Genomic DNA, 26,076 nt, shown 5'->3' with positions numbered 1-26,076 from the left:
GCACCCGAGGTCCCCATGTCCAAGCTCGCCTATCGCCGCATCCTTCTGAAACTGTCCGGGGAGGCGCTGATGGGAGATGAGGACTACGGCATCGACCCGAAGATCATCAACCGCCTGGCCCGCGAGGTCATCGAAGCCCAGCAGGCCGGTGCCGAAGTGGCCCTGGTGATCGGCGGCGGCAACATCTTCCGCGGTGCCGGCCTGGCCGCTGGCGGCATGGACCGGGTCACCGGCGACCAGATGGGCATGCTGGCCACGGTCATCAACGCCCTGGCCATGCAGGACGCCCTGGAGAAGCTGGGCGCCAAGGCCCGCGTGATGAGCGCGATCAAGATCAACGACGTGTGCGAGGACTACATCCGCCGCCGCGCCATCCGCCACCTGGAAAAGGGCCGCCTGGTGATCTTCGCCGCCGGCGTTGGCAGCCCGTTCTTCACCACCGATTCCGGCGCCGCCCTGCGCGCGATCGAGATCGGCGCCGACCTGCTGCTGAAGGCCACCAAGGTCGACGGCGTGTACGACAAGGACCCGAACAAGCACAGCGACGCGGTGCGCTTCGACAGCCTGAGCTACGACGAAGTGATCCGCCGCGGCCTGGAAGTGATGGATACCGCCGCCTTCGCCCTGGCCCGTGACAGCGACCTGCCGATGCGCGTGTTCGACATGGGCCAGCCGGGCGAGCTGCTGAAGATCCTCAACGGCGAGAACATCGGCACCCTGGTCCAGGGCCGCGATCAGGCCTGAGCCTGAGCGCGAGGCGACAACCGGGCCGATCCAGGCCCGGCAGCGTCCCGTATTCGCCTATAATCGCCCGATTCCAGATACATCCAGGACCGGGCGATGCTCAACGACATCAAGAACAACGCGCAGACGCGCATGGCCAAGAGCATCGACGCTCTGAAGCACACCCTCACCTCCATCCGCACCGGGCGTGCCACTCCCGCCCTGCTGGACCGCGTGACGGTGAATGCCTATGGCAATGCCAGCACCCCGCTGAACCAGGTCGCCTCGATCTCCAACGCCGATGCCCACTCGCTGCTGGTCACGCCCTTCGACAAGAGCATGATCAAGGAAATCGAGAAGGGGCTGTACAACCACGAGTTCACCCCGAACACGCTGGGCGCCGCGATCCGCATCAACATGCCGCCGCCGACCGAAGAGCGCCGCAAGGAGCTGGCCAAGCAGGTGCAGAAGGAAGGTGAAGGCGCCAAGATCGCGATCCGCAACATCCGTCAGGACGCGAACAAGGAAATCGCCAAGCTGGTCAAGGACAAGGCGATCAGCGAAGACGAGAAGAAGCGCGGCGAAGACGACATCCAGAAGCTGACCGACGCCAACATCAAGGACGTCGACAAGGTCGTCGCCGACAAGGAAAAAGAACTGCTGTCGGTCTGAAGTCGATGCCTTCAGTCCCGCCTCCGTTGCCGGCTGCCCTGCCCCGCCACGTTGCCATCATCATGGATGGCAACGGCCGTTGGGCGCAGCAGCGCCGCCGCCCGCGCGTGATCGGCCACCGTGCCGGCGCGCGCGCGGTCAACCGCACCATTGAGCGCTGCCTTGAACTGGGCATTCCCGCGCTGACCCTGTTCGCGTTCTCCAGCGAGAACTGGGGCCGGCCGCAGGAAGAAGTCGATGCGTTGATGAAGCTGTTCCTCGGCGCGCTCGACCGCGAAGTGGACGAGCTGCACCGGCGTGGCGTGCGCGTGCGCTTCATCGGTGAACGCGAGCGCTTCGGTGCCGGCCTGGTCAGCCGCATGCAGCTGGCCGAGCAGCGCACCGCTGACAACACCACCCTGACCCTGTCGATCGCCGCCAGCTACGGTGGCCGCCAGGATATCGCCCGTGCCGCGCGCGCCCTGGCCGTGGAAGTGGCCGCCGGCCGCCTGCTGCCCGAACAGATCGACGAATCGCTGCTGGGCAGCCACGTGGCCCTGGCCGACCTGCCGGCCCCGGACCTGTTCATCCGCACCGGCGGCGATACCCGCATCAGCAATTTCCTGCTGTGGCAGCTGGCGTACACCGAGCTGTGGTTCACCGAGGCCCTGTGGCCGGACTTCGATGCCGAACTGCTGCAGCAGGCGCTGGACGCCTATGGCAGCCGCGAGCGTCGTTTCGGTTTGACCAGCGCCCAGATCGCCGCACTGGCCACCGAGACCTCCAGCCCATGACCAAGACCCGAGTACTCGCCGCGCTGATCATGGCGCCGGTGGCCATTGCCGCGATCCTGCTGCTGCCGACGCAATGGCTGGCCGCCGCCGCTGCCGCCGTGCTGCTGATCGGCCTGTGGGAGTGGCTGAAGCTGGCCGGCATCGAAGACACCCTGGCGCGCACCGTGCTGCTGGTGCTGAACCTGCTGCTGATGGTGCTGCTGGTGTGGGCCGATGGCAGCACGCTGGTGCTGTTCCAGATCACGACACTGGCCGGTGTCGCCTGGTGGCTGGCGGCGCTGGTCTGGCTGCGCTTCTTCAACTTCGGCGCACAGCCGACGGCGCCCTCGCGGATCGTGAAGATGCTGGCCGGCACCCTGGCCATCGTGCCGGCTTGGGCCGCACTGGTGCTGATCCATGCCGGCGGCGATCCGCCGGGCAAGCAGGGCCACCTGTGGCTGCTGGCCGCGCTGGCGCTGGTCTGGGCAGCCGATTCGGGCGCCTATTTCGCCGGCCGGCGCTTCGGCAAGCACAAGCTGGCCCCGCGCATCAGCCCCAACAAGACCTGGGAAGGCCTGTTCGGCGGCCTGCTGGCCGGTGTTGCCGTGGCCGTGGGCCTGGGCTGGCTGGCGGGCATCGACGTCGCGCACCTGCCGGGCCTGCTGATCACCTCGGTGGTGGCGGTGTTCGCATCGGTGCTGGGCGATCTGTTCGAAAGCCTGATCAAGCGCCACGCCGGTGCCAAGGACTCCGGTCACCTGATTCCGGGCCATGGCGGCGTGCTCGACCGTGTCGACGGCGTCCTCGCCGCCGTTCCGGTGTTCGCGCTGGGCAAGGAAATCTTCGGGTTCTGACCATGAATGCTGCTGCAGACCTGCGCCGGGTCGCCGTTCTCGGCGCCACCGGCTCGATCGGTGCCTCCACGCTGGACGTGATCGCCCGCCACCCGCAGCGCTACCGGGCGACCGTGCTGGCTGCCGGCCGCCAGCTGCAGGCCTTGCTGGCACTGTGCCGCCAGCACGAACCCGAGCACGCGGTGATCGCTGACGAGTCGCTGTTCGCCGGGCTGCGCGATGGCCTGCGCGAGGCAGGGCTGTCCACCGAGGCCCATGCGGGTGCCGCCGCACTGGACCAGCTGGCCGCCAGCGATGCCTGCGACACCGTGGTCGCGGCCATCGTCGGCGCCGCCGGGCTGTCCTCGACCCTGGCCGCCGCAGCGGCCGGCAAGCGCATCCTGCTGGCCAACAAGGAGTCGCTGGTGCTGGCCGGCGAGCTGCTGACCCGCACCGCCGAACGTGCCGGCGCCGAAATCATCCCGATCGACAGCGAACACAGCGCGATCTTCCAGTGCCTGCGCTCGCGCGATGCCAGCATCGATGGCGCCGGCGTACGCCGGATCCTGCTGACCGCCTCCGGCGGCCCGTTCCGTGGCCGCAGCCGTGCCGAGCTGGCCCAGGTCACCCCGGCGCAGGCGGTGGCACACCCGAAGTGGTCGATGGGGCCGAAGATCTCGGTCGATTCGGCGACGTTGATGAACAAGGGCCTGGAAGTCATCGAGGCGCATCACCTGTTCGCGGTGCCCGGCGAGCGCATCGAGGTGCTGGTGCATCCACAGAGCCTGGTGCATTCGCTGGTCGAGTTCGTGGACGGCTCAACCCTGGCGCAGATGGGCCTGCCGGACATGCGCACCACGCTTGCGGTCGGCCTCGGCTGGCCGCAGCGCATCGAGTCTGGCGTGGCCGGGCTGGATCTGCTGGCCCAGGGCCGACTGGATTTCGAGGCCCCGGACACCGACGCGTTCCCCTGCCTGGCCCTGGCCTGGCAGGCGATGCAGGCGGGCGGAACCGCACCGGCGGTGCTGAACGCTGCCAATGAAGAGGCGGTTTCAGCGTTTCTTCAGGGCCGGATCGGTTTCCTGACCATCCCGGAGCTGGTTGCTAACGCTCTTTCAACACTGCCGACCCAAGCAGCCGATACACTGGAGGTCCTGTTGTCCGCCGACCAGCGGGCACGCCAGCTGACCCTGAACGCCATCGACGCCGCCTGAACGATTGCCTCGCCCCGCATGACGACGCCGCCTCTGCCCGCCACTGTGAGCCTGCATGACTGACTTCATCGGATCGGTCTGGTGGATGATTGTCAGCCTCGGGCTGCTGGTCACGTTCCACGAATTCGGGCATTACTGGGTCGGGCGCCTGTGCGGGGTCAAGATCCTGCGCTTCTCGGTCGGCTTTGGCCGCCCGCTGTGGTCACGCCGCGACCGGCACGGCACCGAGTTCGCCATCGCCGCCATTCCGCTGGGCGGCTACGTGAAATTCCTCGACGAACGCGAGGTCGAAGTCCATCCGCACGAGCGCGGCCAGGCCTTCAACCACAAGACCGTCTGGCAGCGCATCGCGATTGTCGCGGCCGGCCCGATCGCCAACCTGCTGCTGTGCATCCTGCTGCTGTGGGCGATGTTCGTGATCGGCAAGCAGGATTATTCGCCGACCATCGGCCGGGTCAGCGGCATCGCCGCCACGGCCGGGCTGCTCAGCGGCGACCGCGTGCTGCGGGTGGATGACCGCCAGGTGGTCACGCTCGGCGATGCCAGCATGGCACTGACTGCGGCGGCGATGGACCGCCGCGACGTGAAGCTGGAAGTGCTCGACCCTGCCGACCAGGTGCGCGTGCGTACCCTGCCGCTGTCGCAGCTGCCGGCCGGATTCGATGAACGGCGGGTACCGATCCTGGCCGGCCTGTACTGGCAATCCTGGCTGCAGCCGGCGCTGGTCGACTCGTTGACCGCCGATTCGGCGGTCGCCGGGCAGCTGCAGCCGGGTGATCTGATCGTGGCGATCGATGGCCAGCGCATCGACAGCGTCGACCAGGTCATCGGCGAAATCCAGGCCCTGGGCCGCGCCGGTGGCCCGGGCATGATCGAGGTCCTGCGCGGCGGCGAACGCCTTGCGCTGGAAGTGACACCGCGACAGGGCAAGGATGGCAAGGGCAACCCGGTCTGGCAGATCGGCGTCGGTTTCCCCACCACCTACAGCCCCGCCTACGACACCCTGCTGCGCTATGGACCGCTCGACGCGGTGACCGTGGCCGTTCGCGAAACCGGCCGCCTGGCCGCCGACTCGCTGGGCATGATGGGTCGCATCGTCACCGGCAAAGCCTCGCTGCAGAACGTTTCCGGGCCGGTCACCATTGCCCGCGTGGCCAATGTCTCGGCCAAGCGCGGCCTCGACTGGTTCCTGCAGTTCCTTGCCCTGCTGTCGCTCAGCCTGTGCATCATCAACCTGCTGCCGATCCCGATCTTGGACGGCGGGCACCTGCTGTATTACCTTATCGAGTTGGTCAAGGGCAGCCCGCTGAGCGAGCGTGCCATCGCCGCCGGCCAATACATCGGCCTGGCGTTGCTGGCCGGGCTGATGGGGTTGGCGTTCTACAACGACATCCTCGGCCTGGTCCCGCGATGAACTTTTCCACGTTGTTGCCGTCTACAGCGTCGGCATCCCGCACCAATGAAATCGACCTTCCTACCGGACGTGACATGACGCGACTCCCCAATCGCCGCCTGCTGGCCCTCGCCCTCGCCGCCGTCACCGGCGCTCCCGCCCTGGCCCAGGCAGCCGAGCCCTTCACTGTCAGCGACATCCGCGTCGATGGCCTGCAGCGCATCAGCTCGGGCACGGTGTTCACCTACCTGCCGGTGGAACGTGGCGAGACCATCACCGACAACAAGGTCGGCGAGACGATCCGCGCCCTGTACAAGACCGGCTTCTTCGAAGACGTGCAGCTGGATCGTCAGGGCAGCATCCTGGTGGTCACCGTCAAGGAACGCCCGGCAATCAACAAGCTGACCGTCACCGGCAACAAGGACATCAAGTCCGAGCAGCTGCTGAAGGGCCTGTCCGACATCGGCCTGACCGAAGGCGGCACCTTCGACCGCCTGAGCCTGGACCGCGTGACCCAGGAACTGCGTCGCCAGTACAACGACCGTGGCAAGTACACCGTCGAGATCACCCCGACCGTGAGCCCGCTGGACCGCAACCGGGTGGACATCGCGATCGCCATCAAGGAAGGCAAGGCGGCCAAGATCCGTCACGTCAACCTGGTCGGTACCGAGAAGTTCGAGAGCAAGGACATCCTGGAGACCTGGGAGTCCAGGGAGCACAACTGGGCGTCGTGGTACCGCCGTGACGACCAGTACTCCAAGGAAAAGCTGTCCGGCGACCTGGAAAAGCTCAACTCCTGGTACCTGGACCGCGGCTATGTCGACTTCAGCATCGATTCCACCCAGGTCTCGATCAGCCCCGACAAGCGCGACATGTTCCTCACCGCCGGCGTGACCGAGGGTGCGCAGTACAAGATCTCCGAGATCAAGGTCAGCGGCGACACCATCCTCCCGCAGGAGGACGTCGAGCGCATGGTGATCCAGAAGTCCGGCGACACGTTCTCGCGTGCACTGCTGGAGTTCAGCTCGGACACCATCACCAATTCGCTGTCCAACATCGGCTACGCGTTCGCCAAGGTGAACCCGATCCCGACCACCAACCGCCCCGACCAGACCGTGGCGATCAACATGCAGGTCGTGCCGGGCCCGCGCGTGTCGGTGCGCCGCATCCTGTTCCGTGGCAACACCCGCACCTCCGACGAAGTGATGCGTCGCGAAATGCGCCAGTTCGAGAACAGCTGGTACTCGCAGGCCGCGATCGACCGTTCCAAGATCCGCCTGCAGCGCCTGGGCTACTTCGAGTCGGTGGACGTCGAAACCCCGGCCGTCAGCGGCAGCAACGACCAGGTCGACGTCGTCTACAACGTCAAGGAAACCACCTCCGGCAGCTTCGTGTTCGGCCTGGGCTACTCGCAGTCCTACGGCATGACCACCTCGGTGCAGCTGTCGCAGAACAACTTCCTCGGCGGCGGCAACCGCGTGTCGGTCGAAGCCTCGCGCAGCAGCTACCTGCAGCGCTATGGCTTCAGCTACACCAATCCGTACTTCACCGATGACGGCGTGTCGCTGGGCTACAACCTGTCCTGGCGCGAACTGGACTACTCCGACTTCAACACCGCGCAGTACAACAGCACCAATGGTTCGGCACAGGTGGTGTTCGGCGTGCCGATCACCGAGACCGATACCGTCTCGCTGATGTTCGGCATCGACAGCAACCAGATCACCACCTACCCGGGCTCGACCCCGCCATCGATCATCGATTACATCGATGCGGTCGGCACCCGTACCTTCCACGCATGGCGCACGGAGCTGGGCTGGGCCCGCGACTCCCGTAACGACTACTTCATGCCGACCCGCGGCACCTACCAGCGCATCGGCCTGGAAACCACGCTGCCGGGCTCGACCATCGAGTACTACAAGCTGAACTATCAGATCAGCAAGTACTGGCCGATCATGCCGTCGCTGGTGATCAACACCCGCGCCGAAGTGGGCTACGGCGACGCCTACGGCAAGGACTACACCCGTACGGTCACCGATGCCGACGGCAAGACCCGCACCGTCACCGCCAGTGGCCTGCCGTTCTTCGAGAACTTCTATGCCGGTGGTACCAACTCGGTGCGCGGCTTCGAGGACAACACCCTCGGCCCGCGCGAGGCCACCAACGGCTATCCGGAGGGCCAGCCGCTGGGTGGTTCGCTGAAGACCGTCGGTTCGGTCGAAGCGTACTTCCCGCGCCTGTTCGACAGCCCGTCGGCGCGCGTGTCGGCCTTCGTCGACTTCGGCAACGTCTACAACGGCACCAAGAACTTCAAGGCCAACGAACTGCGCGTGTCCACCGGTGTGGCCCTGCTGTGGCGCGCCCCGGTCGGTCCGATCTCGATCAGCTACGCCTTCCCGCTGAAGAAGGAAGACGACGACAAGATCGAACGCCTGCAATTCACCTTCGGTGGGCAGTTCTGACGAACCGCCCTGCGGTTCATCAGAACTGCACGCGCATCCCTCCTATCCCCCGCGCCGTCGGCGCGCCCCCCTTAACAGAAGGGGGGCTCTCCACCAGACGGGGTGCGAAGCGCCGGGCTCTGCCCGGCGTTTTCGTTGATGCAGATGACACTGCACGGCACAGGCTTTTGGCCGAGCTCGCAGGAAACTGTCCAGAGGCGGCGGGTGGCCCTGGACAGGACCGTTGGCGCCATGGATGGCGCCATCGAGCACCATGGAGGGGCTTTTGCGTGTCCTGGCCAGGGCCACCCGCCGCCTCCCGCTCGTACCAGGCAGGCGCCAAGCCCTCGCCCCCCGCATGACCGCAATGGCGTCACACGTTAAACTCCCGCCGTGAATACTCCCACCTACACCGCCCAGCAACTCGCCGAGCAGTTCGGCCTGCAGGTCCATGGCGACCCCGCCACCGCCATCCATGGCGTGGCCACCCTCGCCCATGCCGGTCCTGGCCAGCTGACGTTCCTCTCCAATCCGCGCTACCGCGCCCAGCTGGCCGACAGCCAGGCCTCGCTGGTGGTGCTGCGTGCCGACGACGCCGAGGCCGCCCCGGGCGCCGCGCTGGTGGCCAAGGACCCGTACACGGCCTTCGCCAAGATCGCCGCGCTGTTCGACATCGCGCCGACACGGCCGCCAGGCATCCACCCGAGCGCCGTCATCGACCCCACCGCCCAGGTTGCAGCCAGCGCCCATATCGGCCCGTTCGTCTCCATCGGCGCGCGCAGCGTGGTCGGCGAGAACTGCATCATCGGCACCGGCAGCGTGATCGGCGAAGACTGCAGCCTCGACAGCGGCTGCGAGCTGATCGCGCGGGTCACCCTGGTCACCCGGGTCAGGCTCGGCAAGCGCGTGCGCGTGCATCCTGGCGCCGTGCTCGGCGCCGATGGCTTCGGCCTGGCAATGGACGCCGGCAAGTGGATCAAGGTGCCGCAACTGGGCGGCGTGCGCATCGGCGACGATTGCGAGATCGGCGCCAATACCTGCGTCGACCGCGGTGCGCTGGAAGACACCGTGCTGGACGACGACGTGCGCCTGGACAACCTGGTGCAGATCGCGCACAACGTTCAGATCGGCGCGCACTCGGCCATCGCCGGCTGCACCGGCATCGCCGGCAGCGCCAAGATCGGCCGTTACTGCCTGCTTGGCGGCCACGTCGGCGTGGTTGGCCACCTGGAGATCTGCGACAAGGTCGTGATCACCGGCAAATCGGTGGTCCGCAACTCCATCCATGAGCCGGGCGAGTACTCGTCCGGCACCCCGTTGACCGATAACCGCACGTGGCGCAAGAACGCCGCGCGCTTCAAGCAGCTGGACGCATTGGCTCGCCGCGTCCTGGCCGCTGGCAAGGAGAAAGAATGAACGACACGCTGCAGCTTCCTATCGACGTCTGCCAGATCCAGGAACTGCTCCCGCACCGTTACCCGTTCCTGCTGGTCGACCGGGTGCTTGAGCTCGACATCGAGGCCAAGCGCATCCTGGCGCAGAAGAACGTGAGCATCAACGAGCCCTTCTTCCAGGGCCACTTCCCGGGCCGCCCGATCATGCCCGGCGTGCTGATCATCGAAGCGCTGGCCCAGGCCGGTGGCGTGATGACCCAGCTCACGCTCGGCCGTGACTCGCAGTCCAAGCTCTTCTACATGGTCAAGGTGGAAAACGCCCGCTTCAACAAGCAGGTCGTCCCCGGCGACGTGCTGATGCTGGATGTGCAGATGAAGCGCCTGATCCGCAACATGGGCTGGTACTACGGCGAAGCCAAGGTCAACGGCGAAGTCGTTGCCTCGGCCGAAGTCATGTGCGCCGGCGCCAAGGGCTGATCCACTGGAGGCAGGAATGACTGACAACGCACCCCGGATCCACCCGACCGCCGTCATCGACCCGGCCGCACGCCTGGCCGACGATGTGCAGGTGGGCGCCTTCAGCCTGATCGGTGCCGATGTGGAAATCGGCGCCGGCACGGTGGTCGGCCCCCATTGCAGCATCCATGGCCCGACCCGGATCGGCCGCGACAACCGCTTCATCGGCCACGCGGCGATCGGTGGCGAGCCGCAGGACAAGAAGTTCGCCGGTGAGCGCAGCGAGTTGGTGATCGGCGACCGCAACGTGTTCCGCGAATTCGTCACCGTCAACCGCGGCACCGGCGGCGGCGGCGGCATCACCACCATCGGCGATGACAACTGGATGCTGGCCTACACGCACGTGGCGCACGACTGCCATGTCGGCAACTTCTGCGTGTTTTCCAACAACACCACCCTGGCCGGCCACGTCATCGTGGGGGATTACGTGATCATCAGCGGCTTCGCCGGTGCCCACCAGTTCTGCCGCATCGGCGCGCACGCCTTCCTCGGCATGGGCGCGCTGACCAATGGCGACGTTCCGCCGTTCACCATGGTCGGCACCGATTCGCTGGGCCGCCCGCGCGGCATCAACAGCGAGGGCCTGAAGCGCCGCGGTTTCGATGCCGAGCGCATCTCGGCCATCAAGCGTGCCTACCGCACCCTGTACGTGGCAGGCCTGCCGCTGGCCGAGGCCAAGGTGCAGCTGACCGAACAGGCGCGTGCCAGCGATGACGTGAAGGCGATGCTGGACTTCATCGAGCACGCCGAGAGGCCCTTGCTGCGATGAGCAGCACGACCGGCCAGGCGCCGGCCGGCGCCGCTGTGATTCCGCTGGCCTCGATGGCCGGCAGCGTCCCTGCGCAACGGGTGCTCAGCGAGCGCCCGTTGCGGATCGCACTGGTGGCCGGTGAAGCGTCCGGCGATCTGCTGGGTGCGGGGCTGGTGCGTGAACTGAAAGCACGCTTTCCGAACGCCGAATTCGCCGGCATCGGCGGCGATGCGATGCGCAGCGCCGGCTGCCAGACCTGGCATGACGCCAGCGAACTGGCGGTGATGGGGCTGACCGAAGTACTGCGCCACCTGCCACGACTGCTGAAGCTGCGCTCGGCGTTCCGGCAGCGTGCACTGGAATGGCAGCCGGATGTGTTCATCGGCATCGACGCCCCCGACTTCAACCTTGGCATCGAGCGCTGGCTCAAGCAGCGTGGCGTGCGCACCGTGCACTACGTCAGCCCCTCGGTCTGGGCCTGGCGCGAGAAGCGCGCCGAAAAGATCGGCAACAGCGCCGACCTGGTGCTGTGCCTGTTCCCGATGGAACCACCGATCTACGCCAGGCACGGCATCGATGCGCGTTTTGTCGGCCATCCGATGGCCGACGACATTCCGCTGCAGGGCAACCGCGAGGAGGCACGCGCCGCGCTTGGCCTGCCGACCTCGGCCAAGGTGCTGGCGGTGCTGCCGGGCAGCCGCCTGGGTGAGATCTCGCGCCTGGGCGAACCGTTCTTCGAAGCCGCCTGGCAGGTCTCCGAACGCATTCCCGGCCTGCATGTGGTGGTGCCTGCCGCCAATCCGGCGTGCAGGCAGCTGATCGAAGAACAGCTCTCGCGCTCGGCGCTGCCGGTGGCCTATTCGCATGTACTCGACGGGCAGGCGCGCAACGCGATGATCGCCGCCGACGTCGTCGTGCTGGCCTCGGGCACCGCCACGCTGGAAGCGATGCTGGTCAAGCGCCCGATGGTGGTCGGCTACCGCGTCAACGAGCTGACCTACCGCCTGGTCAAGGCGCTGGGCCTGATCAAGGTCGACCGTTTCGCGCTGCCCAACATCCTGGCCGGCCAGGATCTGGCCCCGGAACTGATGCAGCACGACTGCACGCCGGACAAGCTGGCGGCGGCCATCCAGCAGTGGTTCGACCATCCGCAGCGCACGGCCGACCTGCAGGGCATCTATGCCCGCCTGCATGAACGCCTGCGCCGCAACGCCTCGGCACGTGCCGCCGATGCGGTTGGCGAACTGCTGATGCGCGACCAGGCCAAGGCATGAGCCGGCGCCACGCCGCGGCGGCGAGCCTGGCCTTGTTCGATGGCACGGCCGTGGTCGAGCCGGAGCGCCTGATCGCAGGCGTTGACGAGGCCGGGCGCGGCCCGCTGGCCGGGCCGGTGGCCGTTGCCGCGGTGGTGTTCGACCCGGCAAGGCCACGCATCAACGGCCTGGATGATTCCAAGCAGCTCGCCGCCGCGCGCCGCGAGCAGCTGCATGACCGCATCATCGAACGGGCCCTGGCCTGGCATGTGGTGCTGGTCGACGTGGACACCATCGACCGCCTGAACATCTACCAGGCCACCCTGCAGGGCATGCGCGAGGTGGTCGCCGCCGTGGCCCATGTGGCCGGCTTCGCCCGCATCGATGGTAACGTGGTTCCGAAGGGGCTGGTGCTGCCTGCGCAGGCCCTGGTCGGCGGCGATGGCATCGACCGCGCAATCATGGCCGCGTCGATCCTGGCCAAGGTCTCGCGCGATCGCTACATGCAGGACGTGCACGCTCGTCACCCGCAGTACGGCTTCGAGCAGCACAAGGGCTATGGCACCCCGGCCCACCTGGCCGCCCTGCGTGAACACGGCCCCTGCGTGGAACACCGCCGCAGCTTCGCCCCGGTGCGCGAATGCCTGGAAGCGCCGCAAGGGGCGGCCACCCTCGCGACCACCTGAACGGCTGCTGCAATCCCGCTGGGGAATAGTCCCCCCGGGTCATGGGGACGCGCCCACGGCGCGAGGGGGTCGGGAAGCATGGTGGGACCGGGCCCACGGTTCGCCTGCGGACCCTGCGAAGCGATAGCGCGAATGCGATATCGCGTGCCGTCAAGAGCTTGTCGGCACCCCCTGCCCTCGCTACCCTGACCGGGCACTCCAGCGCTTCCCGACCCCGGCGACGATTTCCCCGTCGGCACCCGGGGCCCGCGCGCTCCAACCTGGTCCGGCATGTCCAACTCCCGCTTCGTACATCTCCACGTCCACACCGAGTTCTCGCTGGCGGACTCGACCATCCGTGTGCCGGCCAAGCCGGACCAGGCGGACCCGAAGAAAGCCAAGCAGGCCAATCTGCTGTCACGCTCGGTCGAGCTCGGGCTGCCCGCGCTGGCCGTGACCGACCTCAACAACCTGTTCGCCCTGGTCAAGTTCTACAAGGCCGCTGAAGGCGTGGGCATCAAGCCGATCGCCGGCGCCGACGTGCTGATCGCCGAGGAAGGCCAGGACCCGTGGCGGATGACCCTGCTGTGCCGCGACCGCGAGGGCTACCTGAGCCTGTCGCGGCTGCTGACCCGCGCCTGGATGGAAGGTCATCGCCCGGAAGGCGGCGTGGCCGTGCACCCGGACTGGCTGAAGGCCGGCAACGCCAACCTGTTCGCGCTGGCCGGGCGGCAGAGCCTGGCCGGGCGGCTGGCGCTGGACGGCAAGCATGAGCTGGCCGAACAGCAGCTGGCCGACTGGCAGCGCGTGTTCGGCGATGGCCTGCACCTGGAACTGACCCGTACCGGCCGCGAAGGCGAGGAAACCTTCAACCAGTTCGCGCTGATGGCCGCCGGCCAGCGCGGCCTGCCGGTGGTGGCCAGCAACGATGTGCGCTTCCTGTCGCCGTCGGATTTCAGCGCGCACGAAGCACGCGTGTGCATTTCCACCGGCCGCGTGCTGGACGACCCCAAGCGTCCGCGCGAGTACAGCGACCAGCAGTACCTGAAGTCGGCCGAGGAGATGTGTGCGCTGTTCGCCGACATCCCCGATGCGATCGACAACACGCTGGCGCTGGCCGAGCGCTGCAACATCGAGATGCGGCTGGGCACCTACTTCCTGCCCAACTACCCGGTGCCGGACGACGAGACCCTGGACACCTGGATCCAGAAGATGTCGCGCGATGGCCTGGAAGAGCGCCTGGAGAAGAATCCGCTGGCGCCGGGCAAGACCCGCGAGGAGTACTTCGAGCGCCTGGAGTTCGAACTCAACACCATCATCAAGATGGGCTTCCCGGGCTACTTCCTGATCGTGGCCGACTTCATCCAGTGGGGCAAGAACCAGGGCATTCCGATCGGCCCCGGCCGTGGTTCGGGTGCCGGTTCGCTGGTGGCGTGGGCGCTGAAGATCACCGACCTGGACCCGCTGCCGTACAACCTGCTGTTCGAGCGCTTCCTGAACCCGGAACGCGTGTCGATGCCCGACTTCGACATCGACTTCTGCATGGATCGCCGCGACGAGGTGATCGACTACGTCGCACGCAAGTACGGGCGCGAGCGCGTCAGCCAGATCATCACCTACGGCACCATGGCCGCCAAGGCGGTGGTGCGCGACTCCGGCCGCGTGCTTGGCTTCCCGTACGGCCTGGTCGACGGCGTTTCCAAGCTGATTCCGAACATCCTCGGCATCCACCTGAAGGATGCGCTGGGCAAGGGCAAGGAAGGCCCCAGCTCGGAAATGGCCTCGGCCGAACTGATCCAGCGCTACGAGACCGAGGACGATGTCCGCGACCTGATCGACCTGGCGCTGCAGCTGGAAGACCTGACCCGCAACGCCGGCAAGCACGCCGGTGGCGTGGTGATCGGGCCGGAGCCGCTGAGCGAGTTCTGCCCGCTGTACGCCGAACATGACGAGAACGGGCTCGGCAAGAATCCGGTCACCCAGTTCGACAAGAACGACGTGGAAGAAGTGGGCCTGGTGAAGTTCGACTTCCTCGGCCTGCGCACGCTGACCATCATCGACTGGGCGGTGAAGGCGATCAACAAGCGCCATGAGCGCGCCGGCATCCCGCCGGTGGACATCGCCGCGATCCCGCTGGACGACACGCCCACCTACAAGGACATCTTCGCCAACGGCAATACCGGCGCGGTGTTCCAGTTCGAATCCTCGGGCATGCGCCGCCTGCTGAAGGACGCGCGCCCCGACCGTTTCGAAGACCTGATTGCGCTGGTGTCGCTGTACCGCCCCGGCCCGATGGACCTGATTCCTTCCTTCAACGCGCGTAAGCACGGCCAGGAAGAAATCATCTATCCCGATCCGCGTACCGAAGCGATCCTGAAGGACACCTACGGCATCATGGTGTACCAGGAGCAGGTGATGCAGATGGCGCAGATCGTCGGCGGCTACTCGCTGGGCGGCGCCGACCTGCTGCGCCGCGCGATGGGCAAGAAGGTGCCGGCGGAAATGGCCAAGCACCGCGAGATCTTCCGCGAAGGCGCGGCCAAGGACGGCGTGGACGAGGCCAAGGCCGATGCGATCTTCGACCTGATGGAGAAGTTCGCCGGCTACGGTTTCAACAAGTCGCACGCCGCCGCCTACGCGCTGGTCAGCTACCAGACCGCATGGCTGAAGCGCCATTACCCGGCCGAGTTCATGGCGGCCACGCTGTCCTCGGACCTGGACAACACCGACAAGGTGGTGGGCTTCCTCGACGAGGTGCGCAACCTCGGCCTGACCGTGCTGCCGCCGAAGGTGAACCAGTCGGCCTTCATGTTCGAAGCGGTGACGCCGGACACCATCCAGTACGGCCTGGGCGCGATCAAGGGCGTTGGCCAGGGTGCCTGCGAAGCCGTGGTCGACGAACGCCTGAAGGGCGGCCAGTACAAGGACCTGCTCGACTTCTGCACCCGTGTCGGCTCGGCCAAGCTCAACCGGCGCACGCTGGAAGCGATGATCAACTGCGGCGCGCTGGACGAGCTCGGCCACAACCGCGCCTCGCTGATGCTGCAGCTGCCGGAGGTGATCAAGGCCACCGACCAGATGGCACGCGAGCGCGCGTCCGGCCAGAACTCGCTGTTTGGCGGCCCCGACCCGAGTGCAACCACGATCCAGCTGGACCTGCCCCAGGCCGATGAATGGCCGTTGCTGCAGCGCCTGAACGGCGAGCGCGACACGCTGGGCTTCTACCTCAGCGGCCACCCGTTTGATCCGTGGCGCGACGATGTGCGTGACCTGGTCGGCAACGACCTGGGTTCGGTGGAGAAGATCTGGAGCGCCAACAGCGGCGGTGGCGGCGGTGGCGAGAAGCGCTGGCGCCCGGAAGTGCAGACGGTGCTGGCCGGCCAGGTGGTCGGCGTGCGCCGCAAGGGCGAAAGCCAGATCTTCATCCAGCTCGAGGACGGTCGCGGCCGCGTCGAGTGCAGCGCGTTCTCCGACGCGATGGCCGAGTTCGGCCACCTGATGACCAAGGACCGCATCCTGGTGGTCAAGGGCGGCCTGCGCGAGGACGAGTTCAACGGCGGCTTCGCGCTGCGCATCCGCCAGGTCTGGGATTTCGATGAAGTCTGCGCCAACTACGCCACCCGGCTGTCGCTGCGCCTGGACCTGCGCCAGCAGCGCCCGGTGTGGGAGCGCATCGATGCCCTGCTCGACCGCCATCGCCCGGGGCGCACCCCGCTGCGCCTGGACCTGCTGCTGAAGGGCCCGCAGGGCGGCGTGGCCGGCATGCTTGATGTCTCCGGGCAGAGCGCGGTGCGCATCGATTCCAAGCTGATGGAGGCGCTGCGCGCCGATCCCGCCGTGCGCACGCTGAAGGTGCGCTACAGCCCGCCGTGGGCCAGCTGAGGCTGTGGCCCGCGCCCCGGGCTGACTGGCGCCCCCTGCCCGGCTGCGCTACCGTCGCCTTCCAGACGAGGGCGTACGGGCGGTTTGCACGCATTCGGCTAGAATTCCCCTCTTCTTTACACGACGGCTTCCGATGAATCCGAACTACCTCGACTTCGAGCAACCCATCGCCGACCTGGAAGCCAAGATCCAGGAACTGCGCAACGCCAGTGCCGGGCCGGCGGTCAATGTCGAGGCCGAAGTGCACGCGCTGCAGGACAAGCTGCGCATGCGCACCGCGCAGATCTTCCGCAACCTGACCTCGTGGCAGGTGCTGCAGCTGGCCCGCCACCCGTCGCGCCCGTATACCGCCGACTACATCCGCATCATCTGCGATGAGTTCCAGGAACTGGCCGGTGATCGCGCCTTCGCCGACGACAAGGCCATCATGGGCGGCCTGGCCCGCATCAACGGCCGCGCGGTGATGGTGATCGGCCACCAGAAGGGCCGCGACACCAAGGAAAAGATCAAGCGCAACTTCGGCATGCCCAAGCCGGAGGGTTACCGCAAGGCGCTGCGCCTGATGAAGATGGCCGAACGCTTCGGCCTGCCGGTGCTGACCCTGATCGACACCGCCGGCGCCTGGCCGGGCATCGACGCCGAATCGCGCGGCCAGTCCGAAGCGATCGCACGCAACCTGATCGAGATGGCTGAACTGAAGGTGCCGATCATCTGCACCGTGATCGGTGAAGGCGGCTCCGGCGGTGCGCTGGCGCTGGGCGTGGGCGACCGCACCGTGATGCTGGAGTACTCGGTGTACTCGACCATCACCCCGGAAGGCTGCGCCTCGATCCTGTGGAAGGACGCCGGCAAGGCAAAGGACGCGGCCGAGCAGCTGGGCCTGACCGCCCCGCGCCTGAAGGGCCTGGGCCTGGTCGACAAGGTCGTGCGCGAGCCGACCGGTGGCGCCCACCGCAACCCGATGCAGATGGCCAAGCGCCTGAAGGCCGTGCTGCTGAACGAACTGGACGCGCTGGAAAAGCTGCCCACCGAACAACTGCTGGAACAGCGCTACACCCGCCTGCGCAGCTACGGCACGTACGAGGCCGCGTGATCGCTACCTGACGTCGGATAAAAAAGAGCCGGGCAGATGCCCGGCTTTTTTTGTCTGTACCTCGCACAGCACCTAAGCATGGCGTGAATCTACTGGGTGCAGCTGCGGCCGTTGACGTTCGGGTCCGCCATGAGTGAGCCGAGCATCGCAGGGGAATCAGGGGCGAAGAGGCGCCGGTGTCTGAGCGCAGCGAGTTCGGCGCCGTCCCCTGATTCACCGAGAAGCGCAGGGAACCGGTGCGCAGCACCGGCTCGCGTTCGGCGGCGTGTTCTTTGGTTACTTTCTTGCACGAGCAAGAAAGTGACATGTTCGAGCACGCGGGATCTCAGAACGGCTTGGCCAGCACCAGCCACACGATCGGAATGAACGCCAGCAGCGGGATCTCGTTGATCCAGCGCAGCGCGCGCGACGACGGCAGCGCCCTGCCCTTGGCCACGCCCTTCAGCAGCCGCCCGATCCAGATGAAATACGCCAGCAGCACCACGACCAGCCCCAGCTTGGCATGCAGCCAGCCAGCGCCGCCCGGCGCCACCATGGTCGGGAAACCCGGGATGACCTTGTAGCCCAGCCACAGCACCAGGCCCAGCAGGAAGGCCAGACCGAACATCGAATGGCCGAAGCGGTACAGGCGCAGGCCCATCAGCTGCAGGCGCTCGGTCACCGCCGGCTGGCCTGCGGTCTCGGCCAGGTTGACCAGGATGCGCGGCAGGTAGAACACCGTCGCCATCCACGCCACCACGAACACGATGTGGAAGGTCTTCACCCAGTAGTAGCTCTGCATGCGCTTGCTCCGGCGGCTGGCGTAGATGGGCGGTCATTCTCGCATGCCGTGGCGAAGCCGCTGCAGGCCCGCACGCCGCGACACATCGACGCATGGCGCGCCGCAACACCGTACGATAGGCGCCGTTTTCCCCGATCATGCACCGCCCCATGGACAAGACCTACGACGCCGCCTACTTCCAGCGCTGGTACCGCCGCGCCGACATCGGCGGTAGCGCCCGCCTGGCGCGCAAGGTCGCGTTGGCCGTGGCCAGTGCCGAGTACTACCTGGAGCGACCGATCCGCAGCGTGCTGGATATCGGCTGCGGCGAAGGCGCCTGGCGTGCGCCGCTGCTGAAGCTGCGTCCGAAGGTCGAATACCTCGGCTTCGACAGCAGCGAGTACGCTGTGCGCCGCTACGGCAGGACCCGCAACCTGCACCTGGCCAGCTTCGGCGATTTCGCCTGGCTGCGGCCCTGTGCCCCGGTCGACCTGCTGGTCTGCTCGGACGTGATGCACTACGTGCCCGACCGCGAGCTGCGCGCCGGCCTGGCCGGCGTGGCCGAGCTGACCGGCGGCGTGGCCTTCCTGGAGACCTTCGCCGCCGAGGACGCATTCGAGGGCGACCACGACGGTTTCCAGGCCCGCCCGGCACGCTGGTACCGCCGCGCGATGGCCCGGCACGGCCTGCAGCCGGTCGGGTCGCACTGCTGGCTCGGCCCCGCCCTGGCAGGCGATGCCGCCGCGCTGGAACGGATGTGAATCCGGATTCATTATTTTCAGCCAACTTAACCTGCGGGACACCCGGATGGGATATGCTGCGCGGCAACATATGACCATACATATTCGGTCGTCATGCTCTATCAACTGCACGAACTGACCCGCAACCTGCTCGCCCCCTGGGTGCACCAGGCCCAGGCCAACGCCAAATTCTTCGCCAACCCGGGCCACTGGTGGTCGCAGATGCCGGGTGCTGATCGCCTGGCCGCGGTCAACGAGTTGTTCCATCGCATCGGCAAGGATTACGAGAAGCCCGAGTGGGGCATCAACGAAATCGACGTCGATGGCGAGCGCGTGCCGATCGTGGTGCACGAGGAAGTGAGCAAGCCGTTCTGCAAGCTGCTGCGCTTCAAGCGCCACAGCAATGAAGCCGACCAGCTGCACACCATGCTCAACCAGCCGTTCGTGCTGGTGGTCGCGCCGCTGTCCGGCCACCACGCCACCCTGCTGCGCGATACCGTGCGCACCCTGCTGCGCGACCACCGCGTGTACGTCACCGACTGGGTGGATGCGCGCATGGTGCCGTCCAGCGAAGGTGAGTTCGGCCTGGACGACTACATCGCCTACATCCAGGAATTCATCCGCCACCTTGGCGTTGAGCGCCTGCACGTGGTGAGCGTGTGCCAGCCGACCGTGCCGGTGCTGGCCGCGGTTTCGCTGATGGCCAGCCGTGGCGAACCGACGCCGCGCACGCTGGTGATGATGGGCGGCCCGATCGATGCGCGCTGCAGCCCGACTGCAGTGAACAACCTGGCCACGCAGAACCCGCTGTCGTGGTTCGAGAACAACGTCATCCACACCGTGCCGCCCAGCTACCCCGGCGCCGGTCGCCGCGTGTATCCGGGCTTCCTGCAGCATGCCGGCTTCCTGTCGATGAACCCCAGCCGCCATTTCAGCTCGCACTGGGATTTCTACACCGACCTGGTCAAGGGCGACCTGGAAGACGCCGACGCGCACCGTCGTTTCTATGACGAGTACAACGCGGTGCTGGACATGCCGGCCAAGTACTACCTGGACACCATCCGCGTGGTGTTCCAGGACTTCCTGCTGCCGCGTGGCGAGTGGGTGGTCAATGGCGAGAAGGTCGATCCGTCGGCCATCGGCGATACCGCGCTGCTGAGCATCGAGGGCGAGCTGGACGACATCGCCGGCCTCGGCCAGACCGAAGCGGCGCAGGCACTGTGCACCGGCATCAGTGCAGACCGCCGCGAGCATTTCATCGTCGAAGGTGCCGGTCACTACGGCATCTTCAGCGGCCGCCGCTGGCGCGAAGTGGTGTACCCGAAGGTGCGCGACTTCTTCGCCGCGCATGCCGAGGCACCGGCGGCGAAGGCCACGAAGAAGAAGAGCAACGTGACCCCACTGCGCCGCAAGGCGGGGTAACTCGCCCATGGTGGGTGCCGACCTTGGTCGGTACGACTTGGTAGATGCCAACCTTGGTTGGCGCTCTACCGTCAATCCCGGCATCTGATGGAGCGTGCCAACCGAGGTTGGCACCTGCCAAAGCCGAGCCCGTCAGGCATTTCGATAGCTGATGGAGCGTGCCAACCGAGGTTGGCACGCACCCAAGCGTGGATTCGCGGTTACAGCCGCACCAGCAGGTTCTTGGCGATCAGCCCGTGCAGCTTGCCGATGCCGCGCGCCAGGTGCAGGGTCAGCAGCAGCAGCAGCGCACCCACGGCGGCAACCACGATCGCTACCAGCGGCGAGGCCGCCATCGGCAGCACATTCACGCCGTCAACATAGATGCCCGGGATGTCGCCGCTGAAGATCGCCGCCACCGGTGCCCAGATCATGCCCAGCGACAACGACAGCAGCGTCACCGCGATGGTGAAGTAGATGATGCCCAGCGGCAGCATCAGCACGAAATACAGCAGGGTCAGCCAGGTGCGGCCATCGGTGAACATGTCGCCGATACGCTGCAGCCAGGTGCGGCTGCGGTCGGTGTAGCGCGGTCGGCGCGGCATGCGTTCGCCCAGCAGTGCTTCCACCAGCCGCCCTTCCAGCAATGCCAGCCCGCGCACCGAGCCGAAGAACAGCACGGTCAGCGGAATACCGATGATCAGGATCAGCAGGCCCAGCGACAGCGACAGGCCGGTCACCACCCAGGTGAAGAAGAAGATGCCGGTGGCCAGCGACAGCAGCATGTAGAACAGCGCGCCGTAGGTATGCGGATCCGCCACCACGCCGAAGAAGCGCGCCAGCAGCGAGCGCTGAACCGGCGCCGGCGGCGGTGCGGCCGGCTCGACGCCACTGGCCTCGGCTGCCGCACGCAGCACCGGCGAGGTATCCGCACGCGGCGTGCGCAGCGCGCGGTTCACCGTCACTTCGGTCTCGCGGTAGATCTCGGCCACTTCGTCCGGCGCGCCATAGCTGCCGGCGACGTCGGCGATCACCTCGGCCTCGCTGCGGCCGGGCTGCGCCGCCAGCTCCGAACGCAGGTATTCCTCGGCGTCGTACAGGGCGTCCTGCACCATGGCGGGATCAGCGCCTTCAAGCGCCGAGCGCAGCTGCGCCAGGTACTGCGGAATGGTGGTCGGCAGGGCACGGCCTGCCAGGCTCGGGTCGTTCATTGCGGTACCCCCTCCAACACGGAATCGACGGAATCGCGGGTGGCCTGCCAGGCCTGGCGCCATTGCGCCAGCACCTCGCGGCCACGTTCATTGATGCGGTAGTAGCGCCGCGGCGGCCCGCTGCTGGACGGCTCGACATGACTTTCCAGCAGGCCGGCCCCTTCCAGGTTGCGCAGCACCGGGTACAGCGCGCTCTGCTTGCCGCTCAGCACGCCCTCGCCCACCCGCTCCAACTCCTTGGCAATGAGGTAGCCGTACAGCGGCTGCCCGGCCCGGGCGAGCACCGCCAGCAGGGCCAGCGACACGGTTCCAGCGCTCAGCTCCTTCTGGAACTTCTTCAGGTGGACATCGTCTTCGACCATGACCGGCCCTCCACTACGTTGAAGTCAACAGTAGTGCGAAGTTCGGTATAGCGAATGTGTCGTTAGTCATCGTGCCGGTTGGCGTGGCCGGGACGCTCGCGCAGAATCGAAGCCTCGTTCATTTCCGGGGTTCCCATGCCGCACCGTCGTCGCCTTGCCCTGACCGCCCTCGCCCTGGCCTGCCTGCTGCCCACCCTGGCCAGCGCGGCCACGCCCTACCGCAGCCCGCAGCAGATCCTCGACGCGTCGGCAGCCAGCGACTGGCGCACGCCGGACCCGGCCAACCTGCTCTACATGGACCTGCCGGCTGGCCGGGTGATCATCGAACTGGCGCCGCAGTTCGCCCCGCGCCATGTCGCCAACATCCAGACTTTCGCCCACGAGCACTTCTGGGACGGCACCAGCATCTACCGTTCGCAGGACAACTTCGTGGTGCAGTTCGGCGATGCCGACGCCGATGACGCGGCCAAGGCCAAGCCGTTCGGCAGCGCCGCACGCAAGCTGCCGGCCGAATTCGAACGCGCCAGCGCCGGCCTGAAGGTGAGTGTGTTGCCAGACCGCGATGGCTGGGCGGCGCAGACCGGCTTCGTTGACGGCTTCCCGGTCGGCCAGGATCCGCAGGCCGGCAAGGCCTGGCTGGCGCACTGCTACGGCATGCTCGGCGCCGGCCGCAGCAACGAGGAAGACAGCAGCATCGGCGCCGAACTGTACGTGGTGACCGGGCAGTCGCCGCGCCAGCTGGACCGCAACATCACCCTGGTCGGCCGCGTGCTGAAGGGCATGGAGCTGCTCAGCGCGACCCCGCGCGGACCGGCACCGATGGGTTTCTACACCGACCCGAAGCTGCGTACGCCGATCGTGTCGATCCGCCGTGCCAGTGACGTGCCGGTGGCCGAGCGCACGCCGATCCAGGTGCTGCGTACCGATTCGAAGACCTTCGCCGAAACGGTGGAGGCGCGACGCAATCGCGTGGATGATTTCTACAAGCGCCCGGCGGGGCATATCGATCTTTGCAATATTCCGGTGCCGGTGAAGTAACGCCGTCGCAGGTTCTGCGCGTGGCGCGTGCTGAAGGCGCTTCATCGTTCATGAGCGTTACTTTTCTTTTCGCGCGAAAAGAAAAGTAACCAAAAGAAACGCGCCGCCAGATCGCGAGCCGCCGTGCTTCGCACGTCGGTTCCCTGCGCTTCTCGGTGAATCACGGGGCGGTGCCGAACTCGCTGCGCTCAGACATCGGCACCTCTTCGCCCCTGATTCCCCTGCGATGCTCGGCTCGCTCAAGGCGGATCCAAGATCAAAGGCCGCAGCTGCACCCAGTAGATCCACGCCATGCGTGGATGCCTTTGCCGTTGATCTTGACCTTCCAGTCCGCCTTGAGCGAGCCGAGCACCGCAGGTCCGGCGAGGGCGAAGAGGCGCGGGTGTTTGAGCGCAGCGAGTTCCCGCGCCGTCCCTCGACGGACCGAGGAGCACAGGGTACCGGTGCGCAGCACCGGCTCGCGACCTGGCGGCGTGTTTCTTTGGTTACTTTCTTGATGGCGCACATCCATGTGCGCCACCCTACGGGCCGGCTGCGCCGTTCCACGCTGCTCCTGCAGCGCGGTGCACGAGCAAAGAAAGTGACACCTCCCCGCAGGCGCGGAAAAGAGCTGCCGGGCAGCGCCCGGCACTACCAGTGCGTCGACGCCCTCAGCCCTTCTGGCTCACCGCCACGCTCCCCAGAATCAACGCACCGGCAATCAACATCTGCACCGTCACCGCCTCCCCCAGGAACAACCACGCGAACGCCGCGCCGAACAGCGGAATCAGGTAGGTCACCGTCGATGCGCGCGACGGGCCGATGCGACCGATCAGGCGGTAGAACATCAGGAACGCCAGGCCGGTGCAGGCCACGCCCAGGGCAATCGCCGCACCCCACGCCTTGAGCGGAATCGCCGCCTGTGGCCAGTGGCTCACCGCCATTGGCAGCATCCACAGCGAAGCGCACGACAACGTCGCCGCAGCAGCGGCCGCCGACGGCAGGCCGGTCATGTGCCGCTTCACCAGGTTTACGCCCAACCCGTACAGCAGCGACGCCGCAGCGCCGGCGATCACCGCGGTGCCGATGCTCAGGCCCGACACCTTGGCCGTGGCCAGCACCACCACGCCGGCAAAACCGACCAGCAGCGCGCCAGCACGGCGCATGCCGATCTTCTCGCCGAAGAACAGGAAGGCGATCAGCGCGGCGAACAGCACCGTCATCGCATTGCAGATCGCACCGATCGCGGCCGGTGCCTGTTCGGCGGCATAAGCGAACAGCACGAACGGCAGCGCCGAGTTGATCAGGCCGATCGGGGCCAGCCACAGCCAGCGCCGCGGCGGAAACTGCGCGCGGGCACGCCACAGGAACGGCAGCAGCACCAGCGCGCCCAGTACCAGCCGCACCTCGACCAGCGCGAACGGGCCGAACGACGGCACCGCCACCCGCATGAACAGGAACGAGCAACCCCAGATGGCGCCCAGCAGGGTCAATTCCAGCGGCGTGCGCCAGTCGCGCTCGGCCGCCTGTGGGACCGCGTTCATGCCCTGCCTCCGTCCATCGTCGGTTCCTCGCCAAGGCACACAGGATCGGGCGAAGACGCCCGCCGCACAAGCGCGTAGTATCGCTGCCAGCCACAAATATGGTTTGAGGCTGGACATGCAGCTACGCCCCTCCCTGCTCCCGGCGCTGGCCGTATTCGCGGTCGCCGCGCGCCACCAGAACTTCGCCCAGGCCGCGCAGGAACTACACCTGACCGCCAGCGCGGTCAGCCATCATGTGCGCCGCCTGGAGGAAGTGCTGGAGACCCGCCTGTTCCTGCGCCATGCGCGCGGAGTCCGGCTGACCGCCGAGGGCCGCCAGCTGGCCGACGCCGCCAGCGCCGCCTTCACCGATGTTGCCGCCGTCGCCCACCACCTGCATCCCGCTGCGGACAGCGTGCCGCTGCGGATCGCCACGCTGCGCTCGTTGTCGTACTGCTGGCTGCTGCCCCGGCTGCCGCGCTTCACCCAGGCCCACCCGCACATCCGCATCGAACTGCATACCGGCAGCGGGCTGGATCGCTACGATGACAACGGCCCGGAAGTCGGCATCCGTTATGGGCTGGGCCAGTGGCCCGGCCTGCGCGCGCAGCACCTGATGGACGACTACCTGTTCCCGGTGGCATCACCGGCGCTGGCCGGCGTTGAATCCCTGGCCGATCCGGCACGCATCGCCGGCCTGCCGCTGCTGACCGATCTGTCGCCGCAGGGTTGGCGCGACTGGTTCCGCCATGCCGGCGTGCGCCCGCCCTCGCCGCTGCCGCCGATGCATACCTTCGCCGACAGTACCGATGCGATGCGCGCTGCGGTGTACGGCATGGGCGCGGTGCTGGCGCGCACCCACATCGCCCAGCCCTACCTGCAGCGCTACGAAGTGGTGCGCCTGCCCGGACCGGCGCTGAAGGCGCGCTACGCGTATCACGTGGTGCACGCGGAAGGGCAACCGCCAAGCCAGGCCGCGCGCCTGTTCATCGACTGGTTGCTGGAGCAGGCGCAGGACGAACGCACGCCGATTCCCGCCTTGCCGGACAGCCTGCTGGGGCGCCCACCCACGCACGCCTGACTGCGCCCTCACCCGCTCTTTGCTTCGCGCTGGCTAGTCTGCTGTCGAACCCCACAACGTACCCATGCCATGGCCATGCTGCGACTGCGCATCACCGGAACCGAAGACGACGCCCGCGCCATCAGCGACCTGCTGCTCGGCCTGGAGGGCATCGAACACGTCGAGGAAACCGACGACCTGATGCCGCACATGGACGACGACGACTCCAGCTCGGCCGGGCTGTCCGATGACATCGGCCCGGGCATCCATGAACTGGAAGTGGAAGTCGGCAATGAAAGCACCGCGCAGAAGGTGCGCGATGCGGTGCAGGAACTGGCACTCGAGCTGGACGTGTTCGTCGAATACGAAACCGACGAAGGCTGACACTGGCAGTGCCGGCCAAGGGCCGGCACCCCACGGACG

General features: G+C 67.1%; 23 protein-coding genes. 19 read left to right on the top strand and 4 right to left on the bottom strand.

What is annotated here, in order from left to right; all coding sequences use genetic code 11:
- Positions 1-15 precede the first annotated feature (15 nt).
- From pyrH to K5L94_RS06980, 14 genes are all read left to right on the top strand, one after another.
- Entirely contained in the window at positions 16-744 is a 729-nt protein-coding gene (gene pyrH / locus K5L94_RS07045; protein ID WP_006427124.1) for a UMP kinase, read from the top strand.
- A 96-nt stretch (positions 745-840) separates the two neighbouring features.
- The gene (gene frr, locus K5L94_RS07040) at positions 841-1,395 is read left to right on the top strand and encodes a ribosome recycling factor (RefSeq protein WP_053449214.1); all 555 of its coding nucleotides are present in this window, start codon (positions 841-843) and stop codon (positions 1,393-1,395) included.
- Positions 1,396-1,400: 5 nt separating this feature from the next.
- On the top strand, positions 1,401-2,168 hold the full coding sequence (gene uppS, locus K5L94_RS07035; protein ID WP_274512353.1) for a polyprenyl diphosphate synthase: 768 nt from the start codon (positions 1,401-1,403) through the stop codon (positions 2,166-2,168).
- Positions 2,165-3,001: a phosphatidate cytidylyltransferase gene (locus tag K5L94_RS07030; protein WP_053449213.1), complete on the top strand. Its 837-nt coding sequence runs from the start codon at positions 2,165-2,167 to the stop codon at positions 2,999-3,001. The genes uppS and K5L94_RS07030 overlap by 4 nt, the downstream gene beginning before the upstream one ends.
- Before the next feature lie 2 nt (positions 3,002-3,003).
- Positions 3,004-4,194, top strand: a complete 1,191-nt coding sequence (locus K5L94_RS07025) for a 1-deoxy-D-xylulose-5-phosphate reductoisomerase (protein ID WP_053449212.1) — start codon at positions 3,004-3,006, stop codon at positions 4,192-4,194.
- Between the two features lie 55 nt (positions 4,195-4,249).
- Positions 4,250-5,608, top strand: coding sequence for an RIP metalloprotease RseP (gene rseP, locus K5L94_RS07020; protein WP_053508239.1), 1,359 nt, complete (start codon positions 4,250-4,252; stop codon positions 5,606-5,608).
- Between the two features lie 74 nt (positions 5,609-5,682).
- Entirely contained in the window at positions 5,683-8,046 is a 2,364-nt protein-coding gene (gene bamA / locus K5L94_RS07015) for an outer membrane protein assembly factor BamA (RefSeq protein WP_053449210.1), read from the top strand.
- Between the two features lie 372 nt (positions 8,047-8,418).
- Positions 8,419-9,441, top strand: coding sequence for a UDP-3-O-(3-hydroxymyristoyl)glucosamine N-acyltransferase (gene lpxD / locus K5L94_RS07010; RefSeq protein WP_053449209.1), 1,023 nt, complete (start codon positions 8,419-8,421; stop codon positions 9,439-9,441).
- Entirely contained in the window at positions 9,438-9,896 is a 459-nt protein-coding gene (gene fabZ / locus K5L94_RS07005) for a 3-hydroxyacyl-ACP dehydratase FabZ (RefSeq protein WP_008265823.1), read from the top strand. The genes lpxD and fabZ overlap by 4 nt, the downstream gene beginning before the upstream one ends.
- 16 nt (positions 9,897-9,912) lie before the next feature.
- Positions 9,913-10,704, top strand: a complete 792-nt coding sequence (lpxA, locus tag K5L94_RS07000) for an acyl-ACP--UDP-N-acetylglucosamine O-acyltransferase (protein WP_053449208.1) — start codon at positions 9,913-9,915, stop codon at positions 10,702-10,704.
- Between the two features lie 53 nt (positions 10,705-10,757).
- Positions 10,758-11,960, top strand: coding sequence for a lipid-A-disaccharide synthase (gene lpxB / locus K5L94_RS06995; RefSeq protein WP_271260752.1), 1,203 nt, complete (start codon positions 10,758-10,760; stop codon positions 11,958-11,960).
- Positions 11,957-12,625 (top strand): ribonuclease HII, encoded by a 669-nt coding sequence (locus tag K5L94_RS06990; RefSeq protein WP_274512352.1) that lies wholly within the window; start codon positions 11,957-11,959, stop codon positions 12,623-12,625. The genes lpxB and K5L94_RS06990 overlap by 4 nt, the downstream gene beginning before the upstream one ends.
- A 270-nt stretch (positions 12,626-12,895) precedes the next feature.
- Positions 12,896-16,486, top strand: a complete 3,591-nt coding sequence (gene dnaE, locus K5L94_RS06985) for a DNA polymerase III subunit alpha (protein WP_180878258.1) — start codon at positions 12,896-12,898, stop codon at positions 16,484-16,486.
- 133 nt (positions 16,487-16,619) lie between these two features.
- Positions 16,620-17,579 (top strand): acetyl-CoA carboxylase carboxyltransferase subunit alpha, encoded by a 960-nt coding sequence (locus tag K5L94_RS06980; protein ID WP_274512351.1) that lies wholly within the window; start codon positions 16,620-16,622, stop codon positions 17,577-17,579.
- Positions 17,580-17,904: 325 nt separating this feature from the next.
- Here K5L94_RS06980 and K5L94_RS06975 read toward each other — a convergent pair whose 3' ends face one another.
- Positions 17,905-18,360, bottom strand: coding sequence for a CopD family protein (locus K5L94_RS06975; protein ID WP_274512350.1), 456 nt, complete (start codon positions 18,358-18,360; stop codon positions 17,905-17,907).
- A gap of 149 nt (positions 18,361-18,509) precedes the next feature.
- Here K5L94_RS06975 and K5L94_RS06970 point away from each other — a divergent pair, with 149 nt between their 5' ends.
- Together K5L94_RS06970 and K5L94_RS06965 are read left to right on the top strand one after the other, a co-directional pair.
- Positions 18,510-19,100, top strand: coding sequence for a class I SAM-dependent DNA methyltransferase (locus K5L94_RS06970; RefSeq protein WP_053449203.1), 591 nt, complete (start codon positions 18,510-18,512; stop codon positions 19,098-19,100).
- A gap of 93 nt (positions 19,101-19,193) precedes the next feature.
- Entirely contained in the window at positions 19,194-20,501 is a 1,308-nt protein-coding gene (locus K5L94_RS06965) for a polyhydroxyalkanoate depolymerase (RefSeq protein ID WP_274512349.1), read from the top strand.
- Positions 20,502-20,701: 200 nt separating this feature from the next.
- Here K5L94_RS06965 and K5L94_RS06960 read toward each other — a convergent pair whose 3' ends face one another.
- Entirely contained in the window at positions 20,702-21,691 is a 990-nt protein-coding gene (locus tag K5L94_RS06960) for a sensor domain-containing protein (RefSeq protein WP_274512348.1), read from the bottom strand.
- Positions 21,688-22,053: a PadR family transcriptional regulator gene (locus K5L94_RS06955; protein ID WP_049458153.1), complete on the bottom strand. Its 366-nt coding sequence runs from the start codon at positions 22,051-22,053 to the stop codon at positions 21,688-21,690. The genes K5L94_RS06960 and K5L94_RS06955 overlap by 4 nt, the downstream gene beginning before the upstream one ends.
- Before the next feature lie 135 nt (positions 22,054-22,188).
- Here K5L94_RS06955 and K5L94_RS06950 point away from each other — a divergent pair, with 135 nt between their 5' ends.
- Positions 22,189-23,091, top strand: coding sequence for a peptidylprolyl isomerase (locus K5L94_RS06950; protein ID WP_180878255.1), 903 nt, complete (start codon positions 22,189-22,191; stop codon positions 23,089-23,091).
- Positions 23,092-23,741: 650 nt separating this feature from the next.
- Here the strand turns inward: K5L94_RS06950 and K5L94_RS06945 are convergent.
- On the bottom strand, positions 23,742-24,614 hold the full coding sequence (locus K5L94_RS06945) for a DMT family transporter (RefSeq protein WP_049456459.1): 873 nt from the start codon (positions 24,612-24,614) through the stop codon (positions 23,742-23,744).
- Between the two features lie 115 nt (positions 24,615-24,729).
- On the opposite strand from K5L94_RS06945, the gene K5L94_RS06940 reads away from it, so the two are divergent.
- Entirely contained in the window at positions 24,730-25,674 is a 945-nt protein-coding gene (locus K5L94_RS06940) for a LysR substrate-binding domain-containing protein (RefSeq protein ID WP_053449200.1), read from the top strand.
- A gap of 69 nt (positions 25,675-25,743) precedes the next feature.
- Positions 25,744-26,037 (top strand): hypothetical protein, encoded by a 294-nt coding sequence (locus K5L94_RS06935; protein ID WP_005408721.1) that lies wholly within the window; start codon positions 25,744-25,746, stop codon positions 26,035-26,037.
- Positions 26,038-26,076: the final 39 nt, after the last annotated feature.

This window comes from Stenotrophomonas forensis (assembly GCF_028752115.1).
Taxonomy (GTDB): Bacteria; Pseudomonadota; Gammaproteobacteria; order Xanthomonadales; family Xanthomonadaceae; genus Stenotrophomonas; species Stenotrophomonas forensis.
Note: the sequence above shows the minus strand (reverse complement) of the source record. Positions and strands in the feature narration are given on the sequence as shown.